At 66.6% G+C, this 26,485-nt stretch carries 30 protein-coding genes; 9 read left to right on the top strand and 21 right to left on the bottom strand.

Features of this window, described 5'->3' with window-relative positions; genetic code table 11:
• Positions 1-45 precede the first annotated feature (45 nt).
• Positions 46-3,210, bottom strand: coding sequence for an Rne/Rng family ribonuclease (locus C7C57_RS06960; protein ID WP_187978083.1), 3,165 nt, complete (start codon positions 3,208-3,210; stop codon positions 46-48).
• A 309-nt stretch (positions 3,211-3,519) separates the two neighbouring features.
• Between C7C57_RS06960 and C7C57_RS06955 the strand changes: the two genes are divergently transcribed.
• Positions 3,520-4,119, top strand: a complete 600-nt coding sequence (locus C7C57_RS06955; protein ID WP_030143788.1) for a vitamin K epoxide reductase family protein — start codon at positions 3,520-3,522, stop codon at positions 4,117-4,119.
• A gap of 76 nt (positions 4,120-4,195) precedes the next feature.
• On the opposite strand, the gene C7C57_RS06950 is transcribed toward C7C57_RS06955, so the two are convergent.
• Both C7C57_RS06950 and C7C57_RS06945 read right to left on the bottom strand, forming a co-directional pair.
• Positions 4,196-4,351: a hypothetical protein gene (locus tag C7C57_RS06950; protein WP_187978082.1), complete on the bottom strand. Its 156-nt coding sequence runs from the start codon at positions 4,349-4,351 to the stop codon at positions 4,196-4,198.
• Positions 4,348-5,007, bottom strand: a complete 660-nt coding sequence (locus C7C57_RS06945; RefSeq protein ID WP_187978081.1) for a DsbA family protein — start codon at positions 5,005-5,007, stop codon at positions 4,348-4,350. The genes C7C57_RS06950 and C7C57_RS06945 overlap by 4 nt, the downstream gene beginning before the upstream one ends.
• A 90-nt stretch (positions 5,008-5,097) precedes the next feature.
• On the opposite strand from C7C57_RS06945, the gene C7C57_RS06940 reads away from it, so the two are divergent.
• From C7C57_RS06940 to C7C57_RS06930, 3 genes are read left to right on the top strand one after another with little or no spacing between them, the layout of a single operon-like run.
• Positions 5,098-5,466, top strand: a complete 369-nt coding sequence (locus C7C57_RS06940; RefSeq protein WP_030143790.1) for a GntR family transcriptional regulator — start codon at positions 5,098-5,100, stop codon at positions 5,464-5,466.
• Positions 5,463-6,353 carry an ABC transporter ATP-binding protein gene (locus C7C57_RS06935; RefSeq protein WP_187978080.1) on the top strand — a complete coding sequence of 297 codons (891 nt, stop codon included), beginning with the start codon at positions 5,463-5,465 and terminating at the stop codon, positions 6,351-6,353. The genes C7C57_RS06940 and C7C57_RS06935 overlap by 4 nt, the downstream gene beginning before the upstream one ends.
• A complete protein-coding gene (locus C7C57_RS06930; RefSeq protein WP_255505797.1) occupies positions 6,350-7,171 on the top strand; it encodes a hypothetical protein in 822 nt (273 codons plus the stop codon). Before C7C57_RS06935 ends, C7C57_RS06930 begins: the two co-directional genes overlap by 4 nt.
• A gap of 47 nt (positions 7,172-7,218) precedes the next feature.
• Here the strand turns inward: C7C57_RS06930 and C7C57_RS06925 are convergent, their stop codons facing one another.
• Positions 7,219-8,016, bottom strand: a complete 798-nt coding sequence (locus C7C57_RS06925; protein WP_187978079.1) for an inositol monophosphatase — start codon at positions 8,014-8,016, stop codon at positions 7,219-7,221.
• 81 nt (positions 8,017-8,097) lie between these two features.
• Here C7C57_RS06925 and C7C57_RS06920 point away from each other — a divergent pair, with 81 nt between their 5' ends.
• Positions 8,098-9,054, top strand: a complete 957-nt coding sequence (locus C7C57_RS06920; RefSeq protein WP_187978078.1) for an Lrp/AsnC family transcriptional regulator — start codon at positions 8,098-8,100, stop codon at positions 9,052-9,054.
• Between the two features lie 136 nt (positions 9,055-9,190).
• Here C7C57_RS06920 and ndk read toward each other — a convergent pair whose 3' ends face one another.
• On the bottom strand, positions 9,191-9,607 hold the full coding sequence (ndk, locus tag C7C57_RS06915; protein ID WP_030143793.1) for a nucleoside-diphosphate kinase: 417 nt from the start codon (positions 9,605-9,607) through the stop codon (positions 9,191-9,193).
• Positions 9,608-9,887: 280 nt separating this feature from the next.
• On the opposite strand from ndk, the gene C7C57_RS06910 reads away from it, so the two are divergent.
• Complete coding sequence (locus tag C7C57_RS06910; protein WP_187978077.1) at positions 9,888-10,706, top strand: CPBP family intramembrane glutamic endopeptidase; 819 nt, start codon at positions 9,888-9,890, stop codon at positions 10,704-10,706.
• A 122-nt stretch (positions 10,707-10,828) separates the two neighbouring features.
• On the opposite strand, the gene C7C57_RS06905 is transcribed toward C7C57_RS06910, so the two are convergent.
• From C7C57_RS06905 to C7C57_RS06860, 10 genes are all read right to left on the bottom strand, one after another.
• Positions 10,829-11,260 carry a hypothetical protein gene (locus C7C57_RS06905; protein ID WP_187978076.1) on the bottom strand — a complete coding sequence of 144 codons (432 nt, stop codon included), beginning with the start codon at positions 11,258-11,260 and terminating at the stop codon, positions 10,829-10,831.
• Positions 11,257-11,952 carry an Asp23/Gls24 family envelope stress response protein gene (locus tag C7C57_RS06900; RefSeq protein ID WP_187978075.1) on the bottom strand — a complete coding sequence of 232 codons (696 nt, stop codon included), beginning with the start codon at positions 11,950-11,952 and terminating at the stop codon, positions 11,257-11,259. The genes C7C57_RS06905 and C7C57_RS06900 overlap by 4 nt, the downstream gene beginning before the upstream one ends.
• Positions 11,949-12,515 (bottom strand): RNA polymerase sigma factor, encoded by a 567-nt coding sequence (locus C7C57_RS06895; protein WP_030143797.1) that lies wholly within the window; start codon positions 12,513-12,515, stop codon positions 11,949-11,951. The genes C7C57_RS06900 and C7C57_RS06895 overlap by 4 nt, the downstream gene beginning before the upstream one ends.
• A gap of 177 nt (positions 12,516-12,692) precedes the next feature.
• Positions 12,693-12,866 carry a CsbD family protein gene (locus C7C57_RS06890; protein WP_030143798.1) on the bottom strand — a complete coding sequence of 58 codons (174 nt, stop codon included), beginning with the start codon at positions 12,864-12,866 and terminating at the stop codon, positions 12,693-12,695.
• Between the two features lie 26 nt (positions 12,867-12,892).
• Positions 12,893-13,108 (bottom strand): hypothetical protein, encoded by a 216-nt coding sequence (locus C7C57_RS06885; protein WP_156027395.1) that lies wholly within the window; start codon positions 13,106-13,108, stop codon positions 12,893-12,895.
• Between the two features lie 48 nt (positions 13,109-13,156).
• Entirely contained in the window at positions 13,157-13,774 is a 618-nt protein-coding gene (locus C7C57_RS06880) for a hypothetical protein (RefSeq protein ID WP_187978074.1), read from the bottom strand.
• On the bottom strand, positions 13,771-14,337 hold the full coding sequence (locus tag C7C57_RS06875) for a hypothetical protein (RefSeq protein ID WP_187978073.1): 567 nt from the start codon (positions 14,335-14,337) through the stop codon (positions 13,771-13,773). The genes C7C57_RS06880 and C7C57_RS06875 overlap by 4 nt, the downstream gene beginning before the upstream one ends.
• A complete protein-coding gene (locus tag C7C57_RS06870) occupies positions 14,334-14,681 on the bottom strand; it encodes a hypothetical protein (protein ID WP_030143802.1) in 348 nt (115 codons plus the stop codon). The genes C7C57_RS06875 and C7C57_RS06870 overlap by 4 nt, the downstream gene beginning before the upstream one ends.
• Positions 14,678-14,869 (bottom strand): DUF2273 domain-containing protein, encoded by a 192-nt coding sequence (locus C7C57_RS06865; RefSeq protein ID WP_030143803.1) that lies wholly within the window; start codon positions 14,867-14,869, stop codon positions 14,678-14,680. The genes C7C57_RS06870 and C7C57_RS06865 overlap by 4 nt, the downstream gene beginning before the upstream one ends.
• Positions 14,866-15,321: an Asp23/Gls24 family envelope stress response protein gene (locus C7C57_RS06860; RefSeq protein WP_030143804.1), complete on the bottom strand. Its 456-nt coding sequence runs from the start codon at positions 15,319-15,321 to the stop codon at positions 14,866-14,868. The genes C7C57_RS06865 and C7C57_RS06860 overlap by 4 nt, the downstream gene beginning before the upstream one ends.
• Positions 15,322-15,524: 203 nt before the next feature.
• On the opposite strand from C7C57_RS06860, the gene C7C57_RS06855 reads away from it, so the two are divergent.
• Both C7C57_RS06855 and C7C57_RS06850 read left to right on the top strand, forming a co-directional pair.
• A complete protein-coding gene (locus C7C57_RS06855; protein ID WP_187978072.1) occupies positions 15,525-16,124 on the top strand; it encodes a hypothetical protein in 600 nt (199 codons plus the stop codon).
• Positions 16,106-16,735, top strand: a complete 630-nt coding sequence (locus tag C7C57_RS06850; RefSeq protein WP_255505796.1) for an RES family NAD+ phosphorylase — start codon at positions 16,106-16,108, stop codon at positions 16,733-16,735. Before C7C57_RS06855 ends, C7C57_RS06850 begins: the two co-directional genes overlap by 19 nt.
• Positions 16,736-16,782: 47 nt before the next feature.
• Here the strand turns inward: C7C57_RS06850 and C7C57_RS06845 are convergent, their stop codons facing one another.
• The 6 genes from C7C57_RS06845 to ileS form a co-directional block, all read right to left on the bottom strand.
• A complete protein-coding gene (locus C7C57_RS06845; RefSeq protein WP_187978071.1) occupies positions 16,783-17,418 on the bottom strand; it encodes an ABC transporter ATP-binding protein in 636 nt (211 codons plus the stop codon).
• Positions 17,419-17,426: 8 nt separating this feature from the next.
• Positions 17,427-19,364, bottom strand: a complete 1,938-nt coding sequence (locus tag C7C57_RS06840) for a hypothetical protein (RefSeq protein WP_187978070.1) — start codon at positions 19,362-19,364, stop codon at positions 17,427-17,429.
• Positions 19,365-19,381: 17 nt separating this feature from the next.
• Positions 19,382-19,603 (bottom strand): lactococcin 972 family bacteriocin, encoded by a 222-nt coding sequence (locus C7C57_RS15745; protein WP_223144793.1) that lies wholly within the window; start codon positions 19,601-19,603, stop codon positions 19,382-19,384.
• 427 nt (positions 19,604-20,030) lie between these two features.
• Positions 20,031-20,417, bottom strand: a complete 387-nt coding sequence (locus tag C7C57_RS06830; RefSeq protein WP_187978068.1) for a DUF4233 domain-containing protein — start codon at positions 20,415-20,417, stop codon at positions 20,031-20,033.
• Positions 20,418-20,419: 2 nt separating this feature from the next.
• Positions 20,420-21,724 (bottom strand): folylpolyglutamate synthase/dihydrofolate synthase family protein, encoded by a 1,305-nt coding sequence (locus C7C57_RS06825; protein WP_187978303.1) that lies wholly within the window; start codon positions 21,722-21,724, stop codon positions 20,420-20,422.
• A 345-nt stretch (positions 21,725-22,069) separates the two neighbouring features.
• Positions 22,070-25,432 (bottom strand): isoleucine--tRNA ligase, encoded by a 3,363-nt coding sequence (gene ileS, locus C7C57_RS06820; protein ID WP_187978067.1) that lies wholly within the window; start codon positions 25,430-25,432, stop codon positions 22,070-22,072.
• A 385-nt stretch (positions 25,433-25,817) separates the two neighbouring features.
• Between ileS and C7C57_RS06815 the strand changes: the two genes are divergently transcribed.
• A complete protein-coding gene (locus tag C7C57_RS06815; RefSeq protein ID WP_187978066.1) occupies positions 25,818-26,483 on the top strand; it encodes a M50 family metallopeptidase in 666 nt (221 codons plus the stop codon).
• Positions 26,484-26,485 lie beyond the last annotated feature (2 nt).

The raw sequence follows: 26,485 nt of genomic DNA, 5'->3' as shown, positions 1-26,485 counted from the left end.
CAATCGCCGCCCCGAATCCGGGACGGCGATTGTTGTTGAGGGGTGCTACTCGGCGGTGGGCTGAGCCTCACCGTCGTGACGCACCGGGGTTCCGGTGAGCGCCTGGGTGCTCACCCGACGGTTGCGGTTGCGACCCTTGCCCGGCTGCTTGGGCTCGGGCAGGGCGTCCAGGACCGAACCCAGCAGGTCCTCGGCCACCTTGACATCCACCTTGTGGTTCTTCCGCACGGCTTCCAGCGGAATGTCCAGCAGCGGCAGGGTCTCGTGTCCGCCGCGACGGCTCGCACGTCCACGACCCCCGCGGGCCGGACGCTCGGGGCGCTCGGGACGCTCGGCGGGAGCGTCCTCGGCGACCGGCGCGGACGCGGTCTCGGGAGCGGCCGGGGTGCCCGACACGGCCGGGGCCGCCGGGGCGGTCTCGGTCACGGGCTGCAGCAGGGCTGCCAGCTCGGCGGCCGGCGACTCGGTCTGCTCCAGGAGCAGCTGCGAGTCACGGTTCTTTCCGCCGCGACGACGCTTCTTGCGCACCTCGACCACCGGGGTCTCGGCCGAAGCTTCGGCGGCACCCTCGTGTTCGTGGGTTCCGGCGATGGTGCTGGCCGCAATCTGGGCCAGCATGTTCTTGGCATCGTCCGTGATCGCGTGGGTCGCGGCCTTGGCGGCGGGCTGCTGCTGAGCGGCACCGTTGTTGTGTCCACCGTTCTGCTGCTGAGTGTTCTGCTGGCCGGCACCACCCTTGCCGCGACGACGCTGCTCGGGCTGCGGGGTCTGCTTGTGCTTGACCACCGGGTCGTGGTGCACGATGACACCGCGGCCGGCGCAGGTCTCACAGGGCTCGCTGAAGGATTCCAGCAGACCCAGACCCAGCTTCTTACGCGTCATCTGAACCAGACCCAGCGAGGTGACCTCGGCCACCTGGTGCTTGGTGCGGTCGCGGCTCAGGCACTCGATTACGCGGCGCAGCACCAGGTCACGGTTGGACTCCAGGACCATGTCGATGAAGTCGACCACGATGATGCCACCGATGTCGCGCAGACGCAGCTGACGAACGATCTCCTCGGCCGCCTCCAGGTTGTTCTTGGTGACGGTCTCCTCAAGGTTTCCGCCCGAGCCGACGAACTTACCGGTGTTGACGTCGATCACGGTCATGGCTTCGGTGCGGTCGATGACCAGCGAACCACCCGAGGGCAGCCAGACCTTGCGGTCCAGGGCCTTCTCGATCTGCTCGGTGATGCGGTACTCGTCGAAGACGTCCTTGCTACCCTCGTAGCGCTCGACGCGGTCGACCAGGTCCGGAGCCACCTGCTGGAGGTAGCTGGTGATGATCTCGCGGGCGTCGTCTCCGGCGATCACCATCGACTGGAAGTCCTCGTTGAAGACGTCGCGGACGATCTTGACCAGCAGATCGGGCTCGCTGTGCAGCAGGGCCGGGGCGTTGGCCTTCTTGACCTGCTCGGAGATGTGCGCCCACTGCGAGGTGAGGCGGTTGACATCCAGGGTCAGCTGCTCCTCGGTGGCGCCCTCGGCCGCGGTGCGGACGATCACGCCGGTGTTCTCGGGGAGCACGGCCTTGAGGATCTTCTTCAGGCGGGCACGCTCGGTGTCCGGCAGCTTGCGGGAGATACCCGACATCGAGCCGTTGGGTACGTACACCAGGTAGCGGCCGGGCAGCGAGACCTGGCTGGTCAGGCGGGCACCCTTGTGGCCCACCGGGTCCTTGGTTACCTGGACGAGGATCTTGTCCCCGGGCTTGAGCGCGAGCTCGATCCGACGGGGCTGGTTACCGGTGGTGCCGGCGGCCTCCCAGTCGACCTCACCCGAGTAGAGCACGGCGTTACGGCCGCGTCCGATGTCCACAAACGCGGCCTCCATGCTGGGCAGCACGTTCTGCACGCGACCGAGGTACACGTTGCCGATCAGCGAGGCTTCCTCGTTGCGGGCGACGTAGTGCTCCACCAGGACCTTGTCCTCGAGCACACCGATCTGGATCTTCTGGTTCTTCTCACGCACCACCATGGTGCGATCCACGGCCTCGCGGCGGGCGAGGAACTCGGCCTCGGTGACCACGGCGCGGCGGCGACCGGCATCGCGGCCGTCCCGGCGGCGCTGCTTCTTGGCCTCCAGGCGGGTCGAGCCCTTGATCTTCTGCGGCTCGGTGATCAGCACGGCCTCGCGCGGCTCGCGGGCCGGACGGGTGTTCTCGCGACGGTCGCCGTCGCGGTAGTTGTCCCGGGTGTTCTCGCGGTAGCCATCGCGGCCACCGTCGCGGGGGTTGTCGCGGACGTTATCGCGGGCGCTCGGGCGCTCGTCACGCGCGTTGTCCCGGTCGCCGCCACGACGACGCGAGCGGCGACGGGTGGACGAGTACTCCTCGTCTTCCTCCGGCTCAAACTCGGCTCGCGCGGGGCGGGCGGGCAGCGGGGGCAGATCCGGTGCCAGGAAGATCAGGGCGGTGGACGGTGCCGACACAAACGGTACCGGCAGCGGGCTGACAATCTTGGGGGCTGCGGTTGCGGGTGCCTCAGTTGCGGGGGCCTCGGTGGCGGACGCAGCTTCGGCCTCGACGTCCAAGGCAGTAGCTGCGGCGGCGGTGGTGGAGGTCGAGTCTGCGGCAGCGGAGTTCACGGTCTCGGCAGATGCCTCGGCGGCCTCGGTCTCGGTGGCCTCGGTCTCAGTGGCCGGAGTGGAAGCGTCCTCGACGGTTGCGCCCTCGGCAGCCTGACGAGCGGCGGCCTCGGCGGCCTCCGCCTTGGCGAGCTGCTCGGCCTTGGTCGGGCGGCCTCGACGACGCTGACGCGGGGCCACCGGCTCGGCGGCGTCCACTGCGGGAGCCTGCTCGGAAGGCTGCCCTGCGGCGGCCGAATCTTCGCTAGCAGACACTGTGCTAGCCGACTCTGCGGCGGCCTGCTCCGTGGCGGGCGTCTCGACAGCGTTCGCCGCGGCGGCAGTCCCATTGGCACTCGAGGCATCGACACTCGCCGTCTCGGCCACGACGGACTCGGCACCGGCGGTAGCCTCGGTGGATACCGCGGCTTCACTCGGTGCCGTCGCGGCACCGGCGGACGCACTTACTCGACGCGAGCCTCGGGTGCGACGCGGGGCTCGTGCCGGCGTCTCCTCGGTTGCCGGAGCATCCGTCTCCGAAACCCCGGCGGTTGCTGCATCATTATTGTCGGCAGGTACTGCCTCGTTTTTGTTTTTATTCACCATTACTGGTGCACTCCTCATCCGATTAGTAGCCGCGCTACCATCCGGGAATCTTGGGCGAATCTCTACGCCTGGGCGTTCAACTCACCAAATCCTATGCACTACAGCGATCGGCCCCGTGGCTCGGATCGCTTTGCGGGGGGCGTTTCCCAACGCTCACTCGCGCATCAGGCGCGCTCGGCACCTGACAAGCCTTCGTTCATCCAGGTTTCGCGCGGCGAAACCTGCACAGCTCTCATTATCGCACGCGGGAGGCATCAACATGCGAATGGTCTTCGCTTTTTTCCCAAATCGCTATGTCATAATTCGAGCATGACCAGCACCGAAACGACGCGTCAACCACGCCTGCTCGCCATCTTCCTCATTGTGGCCGGCCTGGTGGGATGGCTAGCGGCCTTTGAACTCACAGTCGAGAAGATCAACACCCTCACCAACCCCGGCCAAGCGCTGGGCTGTGACGTCAGCGTTCTCGTTCAGTGCTCGGCGAACCTCAACTCCTGGCAGGGTGCGGTCTTTGGGTTCCCGAACCCGATCATCGGCCTCGGCGCCTGGGTCGCCCCGATCGTGGTGGGTGTCGCGATCCTGGCCGGCGCCCGTTTCCCGCGCTGGTTCTGGGTCGTGTTCAACGTGGGCATGCTCGGCGGAATCGTCTTTGTGATCTGGCTGATCAGCCAGTCCATCTTCGTGCTGGGAACCCTGTGCCCCTGGTGCATGCTGACCTGGTCGGTCATGATCCCCTCGTTCCTCTCGGTCACCCTCTACAACCTGCGTGAGGGAAACCTGCCCGCCAGCGCGGGCGTGCGCCGCGTGGCCGGAGCCCTGCTCTCCTGGATCATTCCGCTGACCCTGGCCGTGTACATCATCATCGCCGTGATCGCCCAGCTGCGTCTGGATGTCCTGAACCACCTCTAACCTCGGGCGTGTCGCCCGGCACACAAAAACACCGTGTCCCCCAGTAGGGGTGACACGGTGTTTTTATGTGGTGACGCTAGTCCGCGAGCGATGCCGCCGATTCGGTCGTCAGCGCCGTCGCATCGGACTCGGCCGCCTGCGAGCGCGCCGGGTGCTCGGCCGGAATCGCGCAGCCATCGGGCCCGCAGGCCTCGGCGGCGGGATCCCCAATCAGCGTGAACGGGGTGCTCATGCGCCACGCTCCGCGCTGACCTGGGTGAGGACCTGCTCGAAAGCCTGCGCCTCCTGAGCCCCGGAAACCCCGTACTTGCCGTCGATCACGAAGAACGGAACACCCTGGATGCCATAGCCCTGCGCCTGCGCCTGGTCGGCACGCACATCCGCCAGATAACGGTCGGCCTCGAGGGCGGCGGTCAGCTCCGCTGCATCCAGGCCCACGGTGGCGCCCAGCTCGGCCAGATCGGCGATGTTTCCCACGTGCTTACCGTCGGTGAAGTAGGCGCGGAAGAGCACCTCGGCGAGCTCGCGCTGCTTGCCGTGCGCCTTGGCAAAGTGCAGCGCCTGGTGGGCAAGCACGGTGTTGGTGTGGCGCAGCTTGTCGAAGTTGAATTCCAGGCCGGTCTGGGCGGCGATCCCGGTCACGCGCCCCAGCATCTCGGTGATCTGCTCGGCGGGCATGCCCTTGTGGTTCACCAGGAAGTCCAGCTCGCTTCCCTCGAAGTCAACCGGGGTATCCGGGGCCAGTTCGAAGGAGTGGTACTCCACCTCGACCGGGGTATCGGAACCGGCGGCGAAGGCGGCAACGCCCGCCTCGAACTTGCGCTTGCCGATGAAGCACCACGGACACGCGATATCGGACCAGATGTCTACCTTGATGGGTTCAGTCATACCCAGCCCAACTCCCCTTCCGCGCAAATCATTCCCGAATTTTTTCCACCACACTGGTCCATTAGTCGAGTAATGGACTAGAGTGGTACCGTGTTCACAGGTACCACTCCCCTCTTCCAGCAGCTCGCCACGCGGCTCGCCGATGACATCGTCTCCGGAACCTACCCGGAGGAATCGGCGGTGCCCTCGGCGACCGACCTGGCCGTGTTTTTTGATCTGAACCCGGCCACCGCTTCCAAGGGCGTCAACCTCCTGGTTGAGCAGGGAGCCCTCTATAAGAAACGCGGAATCGGCATCTTTGTTGCCCCCGGTGCCCGCGAGCTCCTGCTCGCGCAGCGGCGGGATCGACTGCGCGCCGACTTCGTTGAACCCCTGGTTCGCGAAGCACGCCTCCTTGGGCTGCGCCCCGCCGAGATCGAGCGACTCGTCCGCGACACCCTCGCAAAGGAACCCTCATGACCGACCACCTTGTCCTCGACGGCGTCACCCGACGCTTCGGCTCACACACGGCGCTCGACGACGTGTCCTTCACCCTGCCGGCCGGCAGCATCTGCGGCCTACTCGGGCGCAATGGCGCGGGCAAAACGACGCTGCTCTCGCTGATCGCCGGCCAGGATCTGCCCAGCGCGGGCACCGTACAGGTGAACGGGCACTCCCCGTTTGAGCATGCCCCCACACTGGCCGGGATCAACCTGGTGCGCGACAACCAGCGCTATCCCGACGACTTCACCGTGGGCAATGTCCTCTCCATTGCCCCGCGCTTCCTGCCCCACTGGGATGCGGATTTTGCGAAGCGACTCGTCGCGGGCTTCCGGGTCCCGCTGAATCAGTCGGTGAAGAAGTTCTCCCGAGGCCAGCTTTCGGCGGTCGCCATCGTGCTGGGACTGGCATCCCGAGCACCGCTCACGCTGATGGACGAGCCCTATCTCGGGCTCGACGTCAACGCTCGCCGCTACTTCCACGAGGCCCTGGTCCGAGATGTGGCCGAGCACCCGCGCACCGTGATCCTCTCGACCCACCACGTGGAGGAGTCCGAGTCGCTGTTTGACCGGGTGCTGATCGTGGATTCGGGCAGGATCCTGCTCGATGCCAACATTGACGCAATCCCCGAGATCGCCTTCACCGTGAGCGGACGCGACGATGCGATCCGCGAGCTGACTGCCGGCCTGGACGTCCTGCGCCTGCAGACGGTGCCGGGCCTCGCCTCGGCCACCATTCGAGGCAGCGCCGACGACGCGTTTCTAGCCCGGGCCGAAGCCGCCGGTGCGCGCATCCAGGGGGTCAGCGTGGCCGATCTGGTGACGGCTTTTGGCAGCGAATCCACGGCCGAGGCGGTGGCAGCATGACCGTCCTCGGTACCCCTGCACAGACCCGCACGCCGGAAGCCTCCGACGTAACCCCCAGTTCCAACTTCACCCCCGACTCCAGCTCCAACTCCACGAAGGGACCCGCCATGAATCCGGTGCTCGCGGTTACTCAACTGCACCTCACACGAAAGCGGATGACGTTCGGGCTGCCGGTGCTCTACGTGGGCGTCGTCGCGGTGCTCTCGATCCTCATCTCGCTGATTGCCTGGCGAGCGGGGAGTCAGCCGGGGTCCACGGGATGGATCGTCAGTTCCCGCTCCAACCCCGGGCTGGTCTGGGCGCTGGGTGGGTTCCTGGGGTACATGGGCGTGTCCTCGACCGCGACCACGTTCCGATTCGCGATCACCCTGGGGGCCACCCGTCGAGCGTTTACGCTGGGCACGCTGCTGTGGAACCTGGTGATCGCCAGCTACCTGGCCGTGGTACTGACGGTCCTCGCCGCGCTGGAGCTGGCAACCAACCACTGGTTTGTTGGCTTCTATATCTTTGACATCGCCATCCTGGGCAACGGCAACCTCCCCGCAACGTTTGCGATCGTCCTCCTCGGGGTGCTGGCAATGCTCACCGTGGCCGGGGTATTCGGGGCGGCCTGGATTCGCTTCAGCAACCGTGGCCCGATCCTGCTGGGCATCGGCATCGGCCTGGTGATCGTGGTGGCCGTGCTAATCCTGGTGCCCCAGGCCGCCCAGATTGTCGCCGCATTTGAACCCTGGTGGCTGGCCATCGCCGCGGGCGTCGCCATTATCGCCGCGAGCCTCGGCTCCTGGCGCCTGCTGCGCCGCGCGATCATCCGATAGTTTTTGGCTCCAAAATGCCCGCCCGGGGAACCGGGCGGGCATTTTGCTTAGCGCGTGAGGGTGTCCAGCAGGGCGTCCCTAAGCGTCGGCGTCGCCACCAGGATCGAGGGCGAGTTCGGTGACCACGGCTCGCCCGTCGTCTCGGTGACGGCCGCCCCCGCTTCCCGAGCGATCAGGACGGCACCCAGCAGGTTAGAGCGGTCATCGCCAAATTCCCAAAAGGCGTCCAGGCGTCCGGCGGCCACATCGGCGACCTGCCAGGACGTGGGGCCCAGATTGCGCACGGCACCGGCGACGCCGAGCACCCGAGCGAGCGAGGACCCGGCACGTGACACCGCCTCGGGGTCCTGCGCCGCGAAGGGCGGCTGGCTGGTGGACACCAGCGCCACGGCGATATCGCCGGTTTCCGAGGGGCCAATCGAATCCCCGTTGCGCCATGCCCCCTCCCCGTGCACGGCCGAGTAGGTTTCGCCCAGCACCGGGTTGTGCAGCACCGCCAGGACCGGCTCCCCGTCCTGAAGCAGGGTCGCGGTGAGGCACCACTGGGGAAGCCCACGCATGTACTGCACCGCGCCATCCACCGAGTCGACCAGCCAGGCCCTCCCTCGGGGAGGTTCGGCGGAGTCGAGCTCATCGATCCAGGCGGCATCCGGTTGGAGCGCGGCGAGGGCCGGACGCAGAATCGCCAGGACATCGGCTTCCAGGGTGCCGAACGCCGCCCGGAATTCCGGCATATTCGGGGTGGGGACGATTTGCGGACGGGCCAGGAGGTAGGTCCCCGCGTCGCGCAGGGCGGCTTCGAGAGGCTGACGGAGGGACGGGATCGATGTACTGAGTGTGCTCATACCTTGAGCATGCGCCCGGTGGACGATGTTGATCTGATATCGCTTCTAACTTGAGCGATATCTGCAGTTAGTATCAATTGCATGAGCGATTTAGCGCTGAGTCTCGAAGATCGACGGATCATTGCCGCCCTGCAGTGCGACCCGCGCGTCTCGATCGAGCACCTCGCATCCGTCCTGGGACTCGGGGTCCGCCCGGCCGGACGCCGACTCAACATGCTGCTGGACTCCGGTGATCTGCGTTTTATTGCCCGCACTCCCCCGCCCACCCGCACGGCGCTCATGCTGCGGATCCACATCCTGAGTGGCAAGCTGGACCAGCTCGGGCGAGCCCTGGCCCGACGGGAGGACATTCCCTATATCGACGCGTCCATCGGGGGCGATGAACTCGCCGCCGTGCTGATCGCCGAATCCGACGTGGCCGGACAGCTGATAGCGCGTCAGCTTCCCGCCTCCGGCGCGATCACCGCGGTCGAGGCGCATCCGATTCTGCACGTGTTCTCGGAGGCGCGGGACTGGCGACTCGATGTGTTGAGCACCGAAGAGCGCCGGGCCCTCACCCCACCCGAGACGCTTTCGCATCCGCCAACCGCCGAGCCACTGAGCACCCGCGATGCGGCGATCATCGCGGCTCTCGGCGCGCAGCCGCGGGCCAGCGCCGCGCAGATCGCCGCCCGCATCGACGCCCCGGAGTCCACCGTGCGTCGCCGCCTCACGGCCCTGCGGGCATCCGACCAACTCCTCTTTGAAACCGCGGTAAACCCGGCACGCGTCGGCCTGCCCATCGACGTGAACTTCTGGATGCGGGTTTCCCCGCGCCACCTGGATGCCGTGGGCCAGGCGCTGGCACGTCATCCCGCCGTTCACGGCACCCTGGCGATCGCCGGAGCCTTCAGCCTCAACGTCGCGGCGTGGTTTGCCAGCCTGGACGAGCTCTACCGGTTCACCATCGAGGTCCTGGCGGAGCTGCCAATCGAGAGCGCCGAACCGGTCGTGGTGGGCTCGGCAATCAAGCGTCCGGGGCTCGATCGCACGGTCTAGGCCCGGACGCGAAAACGATCCCGCCCGCCGGGACGGTGGAATCGGCGTCGCCTGCGGCGGCCGGAAAACCGTATTCCGCGCGCCCGCGCCCCAACAAAAAACGGCACCCCGAGGGGTGCCGTTTTGTGGATGTCTGCTAGTCGAACCAGAGACCCAGCTCGCGCTGGGCGGACTCGACGCTGTCGGATCCGTGGACCAGGTTCTGCTGCACGGCCAGGCCCCAGTCACGGCCGAAGTCGCCGCGGATGGTGCCGGGGGCTGCCAGGGTGGGGTCGGTGGTACCGGCGAGGACGCGGAAGCCCTCGATCACGCGGTCACCGGCCACGCGGATGGCCACAACCGGGCCCTCCAGCATGAAGGCAACCAGGGGCTCGTAGAACGGCTTGCCCTGGTGCTCGGCGTAGTGCTGCTCGAGACGCGAACGCTCCGGCTGGACCATGCGCAGGTCGACAACCGAGTAGCCCTTGGCCTCGATCCGGCGGATGATCTCGCCACTGAGCTTGCGGGCAACACCGTCCGGCTTTACAAGGACGAGGGTTTCTTCAACGGCCATGGGGACCTCCTAGGTCTGGGAAAGGGGAGGGCAAAAGCCCACACACACGATAACAAGCCAGCAGTTCCGGTGGGGAACCGTGGCGGCGCGGCGAACGAACATCTGTCACCCACATCCATCCCGCACTCCCTCGAACTGGGGTGGATTTCGGACGCGGGCGCGCTGTTGCCGGGGCGAGACATGGCGCTACATTCGCAGTAGCGGGGTGGGGCTTCCCCTCCGAAACAGGTCGCCGCCGTCGCGGGCGCGAGGCGCGGGGAACACGGGGAATGAGAAAAACATGACGGATTCGGTACACACGACCACCGCATGGGCACGGTTTTGGGAGCGTGGCGGGTGGTGGCGGGCGATTGTGCTGGCGGCCGCCTACATCGTGTTGTACAACGTGTTCTCGCTGGCCTTTATCCCCCTCGCCGAGCACGTAGCGGAGGGGTCGGCCGCGGCGATCCTGGTGGGCTACATTCTCCCCCTCATCGTCGGCGGCGCGCTGCTGGTCGGGTTTGCCCTCTCGCTGGGATGGCTCGGACCGCTGTTTGCCCGGCAGCGCATCACCGGCCACGGCTGGATGTGGATCGCCGTCATCGCCGTGCTGGCGTTCAATATCCTGCACCTTTTCACCATCGACTACGCGGCGATCGGATTTGAGGTGGTTGCCACCTGGCTGCTCGCCGGGCTGTTTATCGGCTTTGCCGAGGAGCTGCTGACCCGAGGTCTCGTGATCCGACTGCTGAGAAACGCCGGCTACCGCGAGATTACGGTGGCCCTGGTGTCCTCGGCCGTATTCGCCGGACTTCACGCCAGCAACCTCCTGACCGGACAGACGCTGTTTGCCACCGCGTTTCAGCTGGTCTACACCTTCGCCTTCGGGCTGTGCATGTACCTCGCGCTGCGGGTCACCGGCAACCTGATCTGGCCAATCCTGCTGCACGCCTCGACCGACCCCACCATTTTCCTGTCCTCGGCGCACTCGGTGGACTCCCCGCTGACGGCGATCGCCGGTCTGGGAAACTTCGCGGTCATCGCGGCCGCCCTCGCCCTGGTGTGGTTTATCCGGGACGACCGGAGGACGGAGCTCGAGGCCCCGGCGCACATGCGCTAGGGCGCTCCCTCGGGTGCCTTCCTCGGGGCGCTTTCCCGGGGCGCTTTCCCGGGCTTCTTCCTCCGGCCGTCTACCTCGGGCGTCTACCTCGGGGCGTCTACCTCGGGGAGCTCCGGTCGGCGTCACACGGGCTCGGACAGAATCCCGCCGGGCAGAACCTCGCCGGGCAAACCGGTCGAGGGCGGCGCCGGTTCGGGCAGCGAGGGTCGGGCGGGTGCCGTCTCCTCGATGTGGACCACCGTCACCTGGATGCCGGCCACGGTATCCGCGCGGGCGCGGAGCACAGCCTCCACCGCCGCGTGGGTGCGCCGGGCGGTGTCGACGGCACCCGCGGACGAGTCCACCCCGATCGCCACGCTCACCCGAACCGCATCGGATTCCCGCTCCAGCACCACCAGGGTCGCCGCGCCGTCGCGCAGTCCCAGCAGGCGTGCGCCCACCTCGACCACCCGAGTCATGGTGAGACCTGCCTGGAAGACCCCGGTGACGCCCGGAAGGGCCCGCACCGTCGCCTCAATCTCGACGGCCAGATCAAAGTCTTCGGCGCTACTCATCGGTTCTCCTCCGGTTTGATATCAAGCGAGTGATTCTCTCGCGCCGGCTCGGCACCGGCCGGTTCCGGCCGCGCCGGTTCGCCACCCGCGACGACAATCGGCGCCGAAACATCGCGCACCGAGATGTCGATCCCGGTCACGTTCAGCCCGGTGTGGGTCCGCAGTCGGGCCGCGATCTCTGTGCGCAGCAGCTCCACACTCGCGGGAATCGAAGTGCCAAAGGCCACGCCGATTTCCAGTCGAATCCGCACCGGAACCCCGAACTCCTCGACGTCACCATCGATAAAGCAGCGTCCCACCAGCACCCCGGGCACGGCGGTTTCGGCCGCGCGGATCAGCCCGCGAATGGCCCCCTCGGTGATCCCCAGATCCAGTCCGGGCACCTCCTCGGTCAGCGGGATCCGACGCCCGGCGCGGGCATCCAGCGCGATCCCCGCGAGAATCCCCTGCACCCAGCCCTCATCGGTGGCCGGTTCCGCCGCCACATCGGCGGCCAGTAGCTCGGGGGTCAGCGCGCGCAGGCGCTCCAGCGCGTCGAGCGCGAGTCTGCACCCGGCCGACTCCTCGATCGCCGGGTTGGTCGGGGTGCGTCCCTCGTCCAGGTAGTCGGTGAGGTCCTCGAGGGTAAACCCATCGAGCTCCTCCGGCTCCACGCCGAGGGTTTTCAGGTCATAGTCTGGTTCACCGGTCATCGCCACTGCTCCATCCGTACGATGATGTATTTTCGGGCGCGGGCCAGGAGGCCACGGACGGTCGAGAGTGGCAGATCCAGTTCCTCGGCGATCTCGTCATACCCGTAATCGCCAAGCTCTCGAAGCACCCAGCACTCGCGCTGGGCGTCCGGCAATTCTTTCAGCGCCGCGCTCAGTGCCGCAACACTGGCCAAGGCCTCGGCTCGTCTCGGCGGGGTCGCGGCGGGTGATGCCACAGGTTCCACCAGGTCGATATCCGCATGGGGCCGGGAGCTGCGCAGGCGATCTACCGCCTTGCGGCTGGTAATGCGCATCAGCCAGCTCTTGACCCGCTCGAGATTTTCCAGCTCGGGCAGCTGCGCCCAGGCGGTGATGAAGGTGTCCTGCACCACATCGTCCACCTCGGCGCTGCCGGGCAGGATGCGGCGTGCATAGGCGCGCATCATCGGGGTGTACCGCCGAACCAGCACCGCGAAGGCCGCGGCATCACCGTCGGCAGCGCGCCCGGCAACGATCCGGTCATCCGCGTTTTCCAGCGCACTAGAGAATCGTTCACCGCTCATACCCCGTCCCCCTCAGTCGATGAGTATTCGCCGCCGGCCACACACGGATTGCTCCGCCGTGTGTCCGGTTGTGAACTCATCCTCTCCCGCCGTCTCGGACGAAACAAGAGTATTTTGTCCATTCGTTATCTATCGTCACGTGAACGGGGGCGAACCACCCGGTTCGCCCCCACTCGACTACTTCTTGAAGGCGTCCTTGACGTCCTCGACGGTGTCCTTCACGTCACCCTTGACCTGATCGGCCTTGCCCTCGGCAACCAGCTTGTCGTTGTCCGTGACGGTGCCGATGACCTCCTTGGCCTTTCCGACGACGGTGTCCGCTGCTGCCTTGATTCGGTTTTCTGCACTCATGATGTTGCTCCTTTGATGGTTGGTGACTAGTTGCCGACGAGAGACTTGCGTGTCTTCTCGATGGACTTTTGGGCGTTCTTGGCGAACTTCTTGCGCGCCTTCTTGGCGTCCGGGCTCGTCCAGAGCCGCTCGACCTGATGGCGCAGATCCTCATAGTTCTTGCCGCGGTTCTTGGCCGACTGCACGCCCACAAAATAGGCGGCCACCACGAGGATTGCGATAATCAAAAGATTCTTTGGCATCCGTACCACTCCTTCTTATTGAGATTGACGCTTGATGAAATTGACGACCTAGCGCACCCGCGTTGCCGAGCGCCACCGGTCCAGCCATCCCCGACCCTGCAGGTGCAGGATCACGGGAATCGTTGTGCCCGCCAGGGCGTCCCAGTCGCGCACAGCCCGCTCGACCTCATCGAGCACGCGCGGCACCCGGGCACCTCGGCGCAGGGTGATGCTGAGTCGGATCGCCGGTGCCCGCCGAACCCGATAGACACCGGTACCGGCCGAGAGCACATCGGTGCTCTCGCGCAGCCGGGCGGCGATCAGGTTCTCGACCAGATTGGCGTCCAACTCGGTGTCCCCCTGCCCACCCTCGATGCGCAGAACCGTGGCGGTTTTTCCGCCGCCCCGGGTGGAGAGGAAGATGATCAGCAGCACCAGCAGGATGACCAGCTTGGCGATCAACAGGACCGCCGCCCCGGAGAGGGCGACCCCGCCGGGGAATTCAAACCAGAACGATCCCAGCCAGTCGCCGAGGGTGCCGAGCCAGCCGGCCACGGTGTCCAGGAGGCCATCGGCCCACCGCGGCAGTTTTCCGCTGGCCAGCACGAGGAATGCCCCGACTATCGCCAGCGCGAGTCCGGTCACCAGCAGCAGGGCACGATTCACGATGCGGTTGGTCGCGTTCATGAGACCACCCCACGTTCGGCGATCCGCACCCGCACCGTGCTGGGAAAGCCGGCCGCGACCAGTGTGTCCTGGGCGACCTCTCGCACCGATTCGGGATTGAGCGCGACCCCGCTGGTGGGTGTGACGTGCACGCTCGCCTGGGTGCGTCCCACCACAACCGACACGTTGCCACGGTCGAGCCCCTCGGCCTCGGCAACCCGGTCGGCCACGGTGTCGGCAAGAACCCCGTTATCCACGAGAATTGCCAGCCGCTCGGTGGTGCGGGACCGTCGGTCGCGTCGCCCGGGAACCAGGGCCAGCCAGATCAGCAGGATCGCCAGCACCAGCAGGATGATTCCGGCACCCAGGGCCACCGATCCCACATCGAAGGCCGCGCGGCGTCCGGAGAGAAACTCGGCCACCGTGTCGCCCACGCGCTCATCGATGATCATCCAGATGCCCAGCGCCAGCAGGCCACCACAGAGAATCACCAGCAGGCTCGCGATCACCACGGCCGGTGCCGTGCGCGAATCGTGGCTCTCGCGTCGGAGAACGCGGGTATAGACGTTCGAATCGATACTCATATCACCCTCCTCTCGCGCACCTCGCGGACACCCGAGTACCGGATATCCACGATCGAGACGTTGCGTCCGGCGAGCGAATCCAGTCCCCGAATCACCGCCTCGCGCAGCGCCTCGGCCCGGGCACCCAGGGTGTCCCCCGGACGCTGGCCGAGGGCGACCGGAACGGTCACCGTGGCCTTCAACGCGCCGGCCTCATCCGAAAAGGAAACCGATACGTCCTGGGCGGTCACCCGTGCGGCATCGCGCACCAGTCCCACCGCGAGATGCTGAAGCGCCCGGCCCGTGACGGTGGTCCGTCCGATGAGATTGCGCTCACCGGTGTCGGCTCGGACGTCCCCGGTCATGACGACGAACGCCGTCCACGGAACACGTCCGCCAGGGCGCGTACGTCCAGTCGGCCATCGGCAATCCGGCCGATCCCCGCTCCCACCAGCATCGCGACGGCGACGAGCACAAAGGCCCAGAAGCCGAGCACGATCCAGGTCAGGGCGAGGACCGCTCCGATTGCGGCCCCCACTCCCGACTTACTCACTGGACTCGAGCCTCCTGCGGAGCCTTCTGCTCCTCGTGGTCATCCTCGGAGGGAATGTGGACGTCGTTGACGGTCACGTTGACCTCGGTGACGTCGAGTCCCACCAGGTCCTCGATTGCCCGGTAGATTGCCGCGCGGACATCATCGGCAACCTTCTGCAGCGACACCGGGTACTCGGCCACGATGGTCACGTCGGCGGCGGCCTGCTTCTCACCCACCTCGACGCTGATGCCCTGGGTGAGGTCGGTGGTGTTCAGCGCATCGCGGATCGCGCCGACCACCCGGGCGGCACCTCCACCGAGGGCGTAAACACCGGGGACCTCGCGGGCGGCGATACCGGCGATCTTGGCGACGACTCCGTCATCAATGGTGGTCTTGCCACCGAGGCTTCCGGCGGCCACGCCTGCCGGGTCGATCTTCGTCTGGGGGTTGTTTCCGGTTACGTTAGCCATGATGTTCTCCTTCACAAACCTGTCCGCACTTCCCGGTGCGGATCGCCTGAAGCGGCGACACAACTAGGACGTGTCCGGCACGGAAATCGTCACAAAACAGTCGGCATGTTTTTGAACGAGCGGCTAAAAAGCCCGGATTTCCGGGAGATCTTCCTGGATATCTGGCGGAACCAACGTTAGACTCAGTCGTAGGAAACGGAGGAATGATGTCGATCAAACAGCAGCGCACCGCCGATGCCGCCCTCGTGCACGAGGCCGTACGCGCGGTGACCGGTGCCGACGCGACCCCGGCCGAGGTGGCCGACCTCCTGGAGCGGGTCCGCGCCCGGACCGCGGTGAGTGAGCTCTCCGGTGTTCTCGCCCGCACGGCCCAGGCCCCGCACCCGGCGCTCGCCCGCGCCGCCCAGGCGGGGGAAAACGAGATCCGCGCGATCGATGCCGAGTTTGGCCTGCTGACCAGTGCCGAGGTGGCCAAGATTCTTGGTTCCTCCTCCACGCCGAGCGCGGTTCGGGCACTCGCCAGCGATATGCGTGGACGCGGCGAGCTCCTGGCTCTCAAACGGCTCAACCGGTTTGTCTATCCGGGGTTCCAGTTTGATCGGGGGCGGGGACGAGTCAAGCCGTGTGTGAAACCGCTGGTGGCGCTCGCCCATGCCAGCGACTGGGACGAGGTTGATGCGGTGCTCTGGCTCTGCGCCCCGAGCACCTACTTTGACGATGCGTCACGCCCGGTAGACCACCTCGACACCGATCCCGAGCGGGTTTTGGAGATTGCCCGGCGCGCATGGAATCCCGGCTGGTAGTCCCGGCACCGCCGGAACCGTTCGATCCCGAGACGATTGAGGTCCCCGCGGGCCTTGTGCTGTTTCGGGTGCATGCGGCCGAGCGCCTGGCGACCACCTTCAACCCGGGTTTTGGGGCCCCCACCCGCTTTGCCTTCTTCGGCGAGCCGAGGGTTCCGGTGCTCTATGCGGCCGAAACCGAGCAGGCGGCGATCGCCGAAACCCTGCTCCACGACACCCCGCTGAGCGGCGGCACGCTCCTGCCCTCCGCCTATCGCGGCCGCCGTCTCTCGCGGATCACCACGGCCCGCCCGCTCCGCTTCGCCTCGCTGCTGGGCCTCGGCCTCCGCCGGCTCGGGGTGATCGCCGACCAGGTCACCGCGACCCCCGCCGCCCACTATCAACACACGGTGCACTGGGCACGCGCCGCCCACGAAGCGGGGTTCGACGGCATCGCCTATATGAGCCGCCAGTGCAACTCAGACCGCGCGTTCGTCTTCTTCGGCGACCGAGCCCCCGCAGCCCTCGCCCCCGAAGCGGAACTCCACTGGGACTTCGACGACCCCACGGCCGGACTCCCCCGCCTGATCACCTTCTGCACCGCCCTGGGCGTAGAGGTGGTGGCGAGGTAGCGCGGACGCCGCGGGATAAGGATCCCCCTTCACACGGGTGCACGTGACTATCCGAGTCGAAACCGGGTGTCGCAGGTATCGGCGAAGTCCTCATCGTGGGTCGCGATGACCACCGTTGCCCCGGCATCCGCTCGCGCACGCAGCAGGCTCATGACCCGTGCGCGATTGGCGGCATCGAGGGAGGCGGTGGGTTCGTCGGCGAGGATCAGGTGCGCCTGGCGGTAGATGGCTCGTGCGATCGCGAGCCGCTGCTTTTCGCCGCCGCTGAGTCGCGCGGCAAGCTCCCGTTCGCGCCCGGAGAGCCCCACCTGTTCCAGGGCGGTGTGCAGTTTTCCGGCGTCTCCACGCACGGTGGCTCCGAGTGGGCCCAGCGCCATGATCGTGTTGGCCGCAACCGTACGCTCCTCGATGGTGCCATAGTCCTGAAAGACGAACGCCGCATGCGCACGCCAGAACGCGCGACGGGCGCGCTCCGACGCACGAGAGAAATCGGCACCGTCTATCAGGAGCGTGCCGCGTGAAATCGGGAGCAAAAGCCCAAGGGCATGCAGCAGCGTGGTTTTACCGCTGCCACTGGGTCCGGAGAGCGCGGTAATGGTTCCCGGGGTACAGGACAGCGAGACTCCTCGAATCAGCGTGTGATCGGCGAGGCGGACCTCGATGTTCCGGGTTTCGATGTGCATGAGGTCTCCTAAAAGAGTCGGCGACGCAGGTGAGTGAATACGCGCTGCCCCGCGCGCACATGGGTGAGCGGGGCCAGGAGGATCGCGAACAGTCCCACCCCGCCAATAACCCAGAACCCCGGTTGCTGGGTGATACCAACGATGGCGGTGATGATCACGACAACCACGACCCCCTGAATGCTCTCGGTTCGGACCCGGGCGGCCACGACACGCAGCGGCCGCACGCCGGCCACCCGGAGCGGATGGTCGGCCCGCGCATTCACCTCCGCGTGAATGCGCGCCCCCAGGATGGTGGCCAACACGAGCCCCAGTATGAGCGCGGCCAAGGCCGCGGCGCTCAGCGTGGCAAAACCTGCGGCGAACTGCGCCTGAACCAGCCCGTTTTCGGCAATGTAGCGTGCGCGCACCTCACCCTGTAGCCCAAATTCGGCGAGCAGCTGCTGGGCCGATTCACGATCACGAAGCACGATATTGCCGCTGGTTGCGAGTGCCGCGAGAAAATCATTATTGAACACGTTGAGGTTTTCAAACATCACGATTCCCACCCCTGGTCGCGCGTCCAGGGTGCCGTTTCCGAGTCCCACTCCGAGGACATCAGTGCCCGGCACTGGAGTCAACAGCTCGAGACTTTCTGAAACAGAACGAGCCTGCTCGGGCGTCCCGGTCCAGTTTTCAAGATCCTGCCGAAAGGATTCGCGCAGTGATTGCGAGGCTCGATTGCGGGTTCCCGCGGGAACTCGATCCTCGGGAAACCAGCGCGGCGTGGCAAACATGATCGCCGCCGGGATATTCCCGGTTACCCCATACTCACGCAGTTGCTCCCGCTCCCAGACGATCGATAGCGCCGCCAAGCCGCGCTCATCGGCAGCGCGCAGCATGGCCGCAACCGGGGTTCTCAGACGCTGCCACCGCTCCTCGGTACCGGATGGGATCACGATCTCCGTGCGCTGTCCCAGACTTTCCCACTGCGAGAGTTGACGCGCCGCGTCCGAAGCCTGCGCCTGTGCACTCAGTGCGGGCGACAGCGTTCCCAAAACCGCGGCCAGCAGGATCACTCGAGCGATCGCACCCACGCGTCCCAGTGCACGCATGGGCGGTATCCGCCGAGCCAGCATCCGTGACGTCGGAAGAGATGCGGCCGCTACCGAGACCCCCACCAGAACAGCCAGAATCCACCCCGTGAGAATTCCGCCCGCCAGGAGGGTGGCGATTCGCGGCACAAATACCCAGCCGCGCCACAGCCCAACAATGAGCGCCGTCACGGCCGTCAGCGCGGTGGAGGTTCCCAGGAACGTGCCGCTAAAGAGGCGCAGATCCGCAAGTAAAACCCTGCTCGGACGGATCCCCGCCAGGATACTCAGTGCTCGCCCGCGCGCTCGGACCGTGAGCCAGCCGAGCATGGAAACAATGCTCAGCCCGAAGACCGCAAGCGTCGCCATGAGAAAGCTCGGTTGGCTCAGCACCAGGCGAATAGTCTCCCCCGGGGAGTCTGCACGCCAACTCATATCGATTGCGACCGAACGTGCCCAGCGAGTGAAACCGGCGCGGTCCGCGGTTGTCCCCGTAACCAGATACTCCCCCGCCGTCGGGCTTGACTCAAGCCGATCTGCCCCAACCAGGCTAGCCGCGGGCAGCGGACCGAATCGAGGAACGCTCTTGGGGCGATCACGCTCCCGTTCGAGCTCCGCGTACACGGATCCACCGCCCGACACCGCCGCCGGAAGTGCCCGCACCAGCCCCAACCCGAATCGCGCACTCGCTGCGGCAAGGTCGGATCTGAGACGGGCGTCGTCGGTCGCACCGGACGGATACGTCAGCACGACACTCGCCCGTGCCCCCACCGCCTCGGGAAGGGAACGATCCCGCAGGTCGGTGATCAGGGCAGCAAGAATCAGGGTGAGGACACAGGCCACCACCGCGATCCCCGCCACCCCGCGCTTACGCACTCCCCGCACCCTTCCCGCTAAAGAACGCGATAGTAGTAGGCATCGTCGTTGCCCCAATAGTTCAAGGCAGGTTTTTCCGCGACGGATTTCTTCTGGGGAGCGGTGTCCACACTGCGCACGGTTTCGCTCCCGTTCAGAACCACCGTGCTGCCATGTACGCGGTTCACCGTGTAGTAAGACCGGATCGCCGCGTTCTTAAACCCGTACTGCCAAAACCCACCTTCGGCGGGATACTGCATCGAATATCCAACGTGCAACCAGTTGGGCGCTGCAGCATTTACCGAGGAACCATCCTGGGTCGACCCCGCCTGGGTAGCCGATGCTCCAATCGGGAGCGCCAACGGCACAAGCAATGCGGAGGCGGCAGCTACACTCAGCCCAAATCGTCTCACCAACGCTAACGTCATGTTCTTTCCTTTCGCAGAGGGACACTCGAAGCGGTGTCCGTTGCGAGAACGCTACGTCGAGGGGCAGACGAATCCCATGCTTCGCCAGAAAAGAACGTGCCTTCAAGAGTAAAAATGCCGCGGTTCTGGGGATATAGGCGAGAGCCAGGCGTTGGCCGCAGGACAAGGTGGACACGGTCGCGGACACGCACAAACGCCGCGGCGCGGATCCCGGAGGACCCGCGCCGCGGCGTGTGTTGAGGTGGCAGGGAAACGGCGGCTATTCGCCGGCCGCCTCCTGGTGCCGGCGGAAGGCGGCGTTGCGTTCATCGAGCTGCGTGCCCTTGTAGACGCCGTAGATCCAGAGTGCCAGGAACAGCGCGGCGGCCACCCAGATCTCGCCCACCAGGAAGCCCGCGGCCACCAGGCACGCCTGCACCACCCAGCCGAGGATCTCGCCCAGCGGGCTCTTCAGCGTGGCCAAGGCGACCAGCATGATCACGATGACCACGCCGCCACCCACCAGCGCGTACCAGGGCTCCCCCGGTGCGGCCTTCAGCCCAAACACCGTCAGGGAGGCCAGGCCGATGATGATGAGTTCGAAACCCAGGATGATCGACAGCAGCATCTCCTTGACGCCGCGCTGGCGCCGGACCCGTCCCGCCACGACTACGCCTTCCACTCGCGGTCGGCGGCGATCTCGATCGCCTCGCCGCCCAGCACGATCGATCCGGTCACCACAACCATCCGGCGCGGCGCCTCATCGGCCCACTCGCGGGCGGCCAGCAGCGCGTCCACCAGCTCCTCATACGGGGCAACCAGGGTGTCGGGCAGCTCGCTCAGGGCGATCTGCGCGAGCGCATCCACGTCGGTGGAACGCTCCGAGCTGGAGCGGGTCACCAGGGCGGTGGTCACGATCGGGGCCAGCTCGCGGAAGATTCCGGCGGCGTCCTTATCACTGAGGATGCCGGCAACCAGGGCCACCTCATCCACGTCGAAGTAGCGCTCGATCGCCGCGCGCAGCGAACGCGCACCGTGCGGGTTGTGGGCCGCATCCACCAGGATGGTGGGGTCGGTGCCGATCAGCTGCAGGCGTCCCGGGCTGGTAGCCAGGGCCAGGCCCTCGGTCAGCGGCTCCTCGCCCAGCGGACGCTCCCCGTCGCCGAGGAACGCCTCGACCGCGGTGATCGCCACGGCCGCGTTCTGCGCCTGGTGATCCCCGTAGAAGGGCAGGTACAGCTCGGAATAGGTGGCCGCGCGGCCGCGCACGGTGATCTGCTGCCCACCCACGGCCACGATGTCCTCGGTGAGTTCGAAGTCGCGGTCCTGCAACACCACGGTCGCGCCAACCTCGGCCGCGCGGGCGTTGATCTGCTCCAGTGCCTCGGGCTTCTGCGCGGCCGACACCACGATCGCGCCGGGCTTGATGATGCCCGCCTTGGTCGCGGCGATCTCGGCGATGTTGCGGCCGAGCTTGCCCACGTGGTCCAGGTCCACCGGGGTCAGCACGGCGATCTGAGCGTTGGCGACGTTGGTGGAATCCCAGGTGCCGCCCATGCCCACCTCAACCACGGCCACATCGACCGGGGCGTCGGCGAAGCAGGCGAATCCGAGAATGGTCAGCGCCTCAAAGAAGGTGATCTTCGGCTTGCCGGCGGCCACCAGCTCGGCGTCCACGATCTCCAGGAACGGCTCGATGTCGTCCCAGTTATCGGCCACCGCCGCGTGGGCGATCGGCTTACCGTCGATGCAGATGCGCTCGGTGAAGTGCACCAGGTGCGGGCTGGTGAACAGCCCGGTGCGCAGCCCGTGGGCGCGCAGCAGCGACTCGATCATCCGCGAGGTGCTGGTCTTGCCGTTGGTGCCGGTGATCTGAATCACCGGCACCTGGTGCTGCGGGTCACCCAGCAGCTCCAGCACGCGGGCGGTGGCATCCAGGCGCGGCTCGGGGGCCACCTCGCCGGTGCGCTGCATCAGCTTGGCAAACACGACCGCCGCACGGTCGGTGTCGAATTCGCTGTTGAGGATTTCCTCATCCACGTCGGTTTCGGCATCCTCCCCCACATCCGACGGATCGGAGACGGGAAGACCCAGCGGCCCGGAAAGCGCGGCGAGTTCCGCCGCATCCTCGGCCGCCGCATCAGCGGGCAGGGCAGGTTCACCAAGCGCGGCAAGTTCCGCCGCGTCCTCGGCCGCCGCGTCGGCGGGAAGTTCGGGTTCGTTGGAGGAGTGAGTCATAAGAGCCGATCCCTTCGATATGCGATCCGGGCCGCGGGGACGAACCCGGATCGCACTACTGAGTGTGAAATAAGGTGGGAATTAGATTTCGGTGGAGGCGTCGAGGCGGGAAACCGCCACGACGAAGCGACCGGCGTTGGCGAACTTGCCCGCGGCGATCGACTGCGCAAACTCGGGACGCTCATCGAGCACCTCGGCCAGCCAGTCGGTGCCCTCGGCCGCCGCGTGGGCGGAACCCTCGGGCAGACCGATCAGCCCGAACTCGGTGGCGAGGGTCTCCCCGGCGATGTCCACCAGCTCGGTGGCCACGGTCACGGCCTCGGCGTCGGCGGCGTCGGCGAAGACCAGGTCCAGGCGGATCCGGTCGGACACCTCAAAACCGGCGGCCTTACGGGTGTCCTGCACGGCGCGGATCACGTCGCGGGCCAGGCCCTCGGCCTCCAGCTCCGGGGTGGTCACGGTGTTCAGCAGCACAAATCCGCCGCCGGCCAGCAAGGCCAGCGCGTTGTCGTCCGAACCACCATCGCCCACCTCGAGGGTCAGCTCGTACTCGTGCGGCTCGAGGGCGATGCCACCGGCGGTGACCACGTCACCCTCCTGGCTCCAGTCGCCGGCGCGGGCCGCCTTGATCACGGTCTGCACCTCCTTGCCCAGGCGCGGACCCGCGGCACGGGCGTTCACGGCGAGCTTCGAGGTGATGCCGTAGCTTGCGGCGCTGTCCTCGGCGAGCTCCACGAATTCGACGGACTTGACGTTGAGCTCATCGCGCAGGGTCGACTCGAAGGCGGCGAGGCCCGCGGTGTCGGCGGCCACCACGGTGAGCGTCGCCAGCGGCAGACGCACGCGCAGCCCGGCCTTCTTGCGCAGGGCCAGCGAGGTCGAGGCGATCTGACGGACCTGGTCCATCGCGGCCACCAGCGCGTCATCGGCGGGGAGCTCATCGGCGCTCGGGTAGTCGGTCAGGTGCACCGAACGGCCACCGGTCAGACCCTTCCAGATCTGCTCGGTCACCAGCGGCAGGAACGGCGCGGCCACCCGGGTGAGGGTTTCCAGCACGGTGTAGAGGGTGTCAAACGCCTCGCTGCCGTTGCCGTCCGCGTCCACGCCCGCCCAGAAGCGGTCACGCGAGCGACGCACGTACCAGTTGGTGAGCACGTCGGCGAAGTCACGCAGCGCGGCCGCGGCCAGCGGGGTGTCGAAGTGCTCCAGGTGATCGGTGACCTCGATGACCAGCTGACGGGTCTTGGCCAGGATGTAGCGGTCCAGCACGTCGGTCGAGTCGGTGCGACGCTTGGCGTCGTAGCCGCCCTCGGTGGCGAGGTTGGCGTACATCGAGAAGAAGTACCAGGAGTTCCACATCGGCAGCAGGACCGAGCGCACACCCTCGCGGATGCCCTCCTCGGTGACCACCAGGTTGCCGCCGCGGATGACCGAGCTGGAGAGCAGGAACCAGCGCATCGCATCGGATCCGTCGCGGTCAAAGACCTCGTTCACATCCGGGTAGTTGCGCAGCGACTTGCTCATCTTCTGGCCGTCGTTCCCCAGCACGATGCCGTGGCTGATGACGTTCTTGAACGCCGGACGGTCAAACAGTGCGGTGGACAGGGTGTGCAGCATGTAGAACCAGCCGCGGGTCTGCCCGATGTACTCGACGATGAAGTCGGCCGGGTTGTGGCTCTCGAACCACTCCTGGTTCTCGAACGGGTAGTGCACCTGGGCGAAGGGCATCGAGCCCGAGTCGAACCAGACATCCAGCACGTCGGTGATCCGGCGCATGGTGGACTGACCGGTGGGGTCGTCCGGGTTCGGGCGGGTCAGCTCGTCGATGTAGGGGCGGTGCAGGTCGGTCGGACGCACACCGAAGTCGGCCTCAAGCTCATCCAGCGATCCGTAGACATCGATGCGCGGATAGTCGGGGTTGTCGCTCTTCCACACCGGGATCGGCGAACCCCAGTAGCGGTTGCGGCTGATCGACCAGTCACGCGCACCGGCCACCCACTTACCAAACTGACCGTCCTTGACGTTCTCCGGAACCCAGTTGATCTCCTGGTTGAGCTCGCCCATACGGCCCTTGAACTCGGGGACCTTGACGAACCAGCTCGACACGGCCTTGTAGATCAGCGGGTTCCGGCAGCGCCAGCAGTGCGGGTAGGAGTGCACGTAGCTGGCCTGACGCAGCAGGCGGCCCTTCTCCTTGAGCAGGTTGGTCAGCGGCTTATTGGCTTCGAACCACAGCTCGCCGGCGACATCGGTTACCTCGGGGAGGAAGCGTCCACCCTCGTCCACCGAGAGGACCACGGGGATGCCGGCGGCCTGACAGATGCGCTGGTCGTCCTCACCGTAGGCCGGGGCCTGGTGGACGATACCGGTACCGTCGGTGGTGCTGACATAGTCGTCGGAGAGGATCTGCCAGGCGTTGGACATATCCAGGTCCTCGGTGGTCTGGTAGTAGTCAAACACCGGGGTGTAGCGGGTGCCCACCAGCTCTTCGCCAACCAGGGTGCGGGTGATCGCGGCGGTGGCCGCGGCGGCATCCTCGTACCCCAGGTCCTTGGCGTAGCTGCCGACCAGGTCGGCGGCCAGCAGGTACTGCGAGGCGGCGTCGCCGCCGTCGTGGGCACCGTTCGGGCCCGCGGGCAGCACGGCGTAGCTGATGGCCGGGCCCACAACCAGGGCAACGTTGGTGGGCAGGGTCCACGGGGTCGTGGTCCAGGCCAGGGCCTTCACGCCGGTGAGTTCCAGGGCGTCGGCGCGTTCGCCGGTGAAGGGGAAGGTCACGGTGACGGTCTGGTCCTGACGGTCCTTATAGACGTCGTCGTCCATCCGCAGCTCGTGGTTGGACAGCGGGGTCTGGTCGCGCCAGCAGTAGGGAAGCACACGGTAGCCCTCATAGGCGAGGTCCTTGGAGTGCAGCTGCTTGAACGCCCAGATGACGCTCTCCATGAAGTCGATGTCGAGGGTCTTATAGTCGTTTTCGAAGTCGACCCAGCGCGCCTGGCGGGTCACATAACGCTCCCACTCGCGGGTGTACTTCAGCACACCCTCACGCGCGGCGTTGTTGAACGCGGCCAGACCCATCTCCTCGATCTGGCTCTTATCGGTGATGCCCAGCTCACGCTCGGCTTCGAGCTCGGCGGGCAGACCGTGGGTGTCCCAACCGAAGCGGCGGTGTACCTGCTTGCCGCGCATGGTCTGGAAGCGCGGGAACAGGTCCTTGGCGTAGCCGGTCAGCAGGTGACCGTAGTGCGGGAGGCCGTTGGCGAAGGGAGGGCCGTCATAGAAGGTCCACTCGGGGGCACCCTCGCGGTTGTCAATCGAGGCCTGGAACGTCCCATCGGTACGCCAAAACTCGAGGATCTGCTCCTCGATCTCGGGGAAACGCGGCGAGGCCTGGATACCGAACGCGGCACCGGGCTGGGAGTCCTGGGACTTCGGATACGACATGTGCAACTCCTGGCAGTGAGATTTTCTCCTGCGAGGACGACATGAGCCGCGGTACCACCTCGCTTATTCGCTGATCCCCGGGCAGGGGGCGAATCGCTTCATTGGGCTATGACGGGCCTGACCCGTTCGGTTCTACCCGCGGCCGGGGCCGCGCTCTTCCGAAAACTCCCCGGTGATGGCCGGATCGATGTTGGTATCCACAAGTGTACCGGCAATTTCGGGGTGCGGCGAGCGCGCCGGTGAGCGTAGTGCGAACGTTCAGTGAAGCTCGGGAGAATAGGGTGTTCCCCGCGCGAAAGGCACCCCCATTTCTCTGCACTCCCTCGCCCTCACCCCCGCCTCCTGGGGCGACACCCTCGATGCGTTCCTCGGACGAACCGCCCCGGTGACCCTGGAGCCACTGATCCTCGGATCGATCATCCTGGCCGCGATTCTGCTGAGCGTGCCGCGGGTAACCTGGCGTTGGTTTGGGATGTTCACCACCCTGGTCCACGAACTGGGCCACGCATTCTCGGCCGGGCTGCTGGGCCGCCGGGTGCGCGCGATCCGGGTGGGGGCCAATCACGGCGGCTCGACGATCAGCTCGGGTGGATCCTTCACCGCGGTCATCTCGGGCTTCCTGGGATACCCGGCGCCGGCGATCGTGGGGGCCGCACTGATCCTCACCGCGACCGCCGGCTACACCCGGGCGGCGATCCTCGGCGGCGCGATCCTGGTGGTGCTCTCGCTGATCTTCCTGCGCGGCTGGGGCGCGATCCTGATCGCCCTGGCCACCCTCGCCGGCGGTGCCGCGCTATGGGTTTACGCGGATTCGGTGATGCAGACCTATGCGCTGATCACCGTGGGCCTGGCCCTGCTGGTGGGATCCATCCGTGGCCTCGGCAACGTGTTTGCCGTACACGGCCGAAAGCACCGCAACCTGGAATCCTCGGATGCCTTCATCCTCGCCCGGCAGACCCACATCCCCTCGGTTTTTTGGCTGCTGGGTTTCAGCGTGACGATTGCCGCCTGTGTGTGGGCCAGCGTGGTGGCGCTGATCGGGACGGTTTAGCC

Source organism: Mycetocola sp. JXN-3 (assembly GCF_014522285.1).
GTDB classification, from domain to species: Bacteria; Actinomycetota; Actinomycetes; order Actinomycetales; family Microbacteriaceae; genus Mycetocola; species Mycetocola saprophilus.
This window is presented reverse-complemented; position numbering and strand designations above follow the sequence as displayed.

Coding starts and splice junctions, on each gene's coding strand:
- C7C57_RS06960 (WP_187978083.1), bottom strand. CDS start 3,210: ATGGTGAATAAAAACAAAAACGAGGCAGTACCTGCCGACAATAATGAT.
- C7C57_RS06955 (WP_030143788.1), top strand. CDS start 3,520: ATGACCAGCACCGAAACGACGCGTCAACCACGCCTGCTCGCCATCTTC.
- C7C57_RS06950 (WP_187978082.1), bottom strand. CDS start 4,351: ATGAGCACCCCGTTCACGCTGATTGGGGATCCCGCCGCCGAGGCCTGC.
- C7C57_RS06945 (WP_187978081.1), bottom strand. CDS start 5,007: ATGACTGAACCCATCAAGGTAGACATCTGGTCCGATATCGCGTGTCCG.
- C7C57_RS06935 (WP_187978080.1), top strand. CDS start 5,463: ATGACCGACCACCTTGTCCTCGACGGCGTCACCCGACGCTTCGGCTCA.
- C7C57_RS06930 (WP_255505797.1), top strand. CDS start 6,350: ATGACCGTCCTCGGTACCCCTGCACAGACCCGCACGCCGGAAGCCTCC.
- C7C57_RS06925 (WP_187978079.1), bottom strand. CDS start 8,016: ATGAGCACACTCAGTACATCGATCCCGTCCCTCCGTCAGCCTCTCGAA.
- C7C57_RS06920 (WP_187978078.1), top strand. CDS start 8,098: ATGAGCGATTTAGCGCTGAGTCTCGAAGATCGACGGATCATTGCCGCC.
- ndk (WP_030143793.1), bottom strand. CDS start 9,607: ATGGCCGTTGAAGAAACCCTCGTCCTTGTAAAGCCGGACGGTGTTGCC.
- C7C57_RS06910 (WP_187978077.1), top strand. CDS start 9,888: ATGACGGATTCGGTACACACGACCACCGCATGGGCACGGTTTTGGGAG.
- C7C57_RS06905 (WP_187978076.1), bottom strand. CDS start 11,260: ATGAGTAGCGCCGAAGACTTTGATCTGGCCGTCGAGATTGAGGCGACG.
- C7C57_RS06900 (WP_187978075.1), bottom strand. CDS start 11,952: ATGACCGGTGAACCAGACTATGACCTGAAAACCCTCGGCGTGGAGCCG.
- C7C57_RS06895 (WP_030143797.1), bottom strand. CDS start 12,515: ATGAGCGGTGAACGATTCTCTAGTGCGCTGGAAAACGCGGATGACCGG.
- C7C57_RS06890 (WP_030143798.1), bottom strand. CDS start 12,866: ATGAGTGCAGAAAACCGAATCAAGGCAGCAGCGGACACCGTCGTCGGA.
- C7C57_RS06885 (WP_156027395.1), bottom strand. CDS start 13,108: ATGCCAAAGAATCTTTTGATTATCGCAATCCTCGTGGTGGCCGCCTAT.
- C7C57_RS06880 (WP_187978074.1), bottom strand. CDS start 13,774: ATGAACGCGACCAACCGCATCGTGAATCGTGCCCTGCTGCTGGTGACC.
- C7C57_RS06875 (WP_187978073.1), bottom strand. CDS start 14,337: ATGAGTATCGATTCGAACGTCTATACCCGCGTTCTCCGACGCGAGAGC.
- C7C57_RS06870 (WP_030143802.1), bottom strand. CDS start 14,681: ATGACCGGGGACGTCCGAGCCGACACCGGTGAGCGCAATCTCATCGGA.
- C7C57_RS06860 (WP_030143804.1), bottom strand. CDS start 15,321: ATGGCTAACGTAACCGGAAACAACCCCCAGACGAAGATCGACCCGGCA.
- C7C57_RS06855 (WP_187978072.1), top strand. CDS start 15,525: ATGATGTCGATCAAACAGCAGCGCACCGCCGATGCCGCCCTCGTGCAC.
- C7C57_RS06850 (WP_255505796.1), top strand. CDS start 16,106: ATGGAATCCCGGCTGGTAGTCCCGGCACCGCCGGAACCGTTCGATCCC.
- C7C57_RS06845 (WP_187978071.1), bottom strand. CDS start 17,418: ATGCACATCGAAACCCGGAACATCGAGGTCCGCCTCGCCGATCACACG.
- C7C57_RS15745 (WP_223144793.1), bottom strand. CDS start 19,603: ATGCAGTATCCCGCCGAAGGTGGGTTTTGGCAGTACGGGTTTAAGAAC.
- C7C57_RS06825 (WP_187978303.1), bottom strand. CDS start 21,724: ATGCAGCGCACCGGCGAGGTGGCCCCCGAGCCGCGCCTGGATGCCACC.
- ileS (WP_187978067.1), bottom strand. CDS start 25,432: ATGTCGTATCCGAAGTCCCAGGACTCCCAGCCCGGTGCCGCGTTCGGT.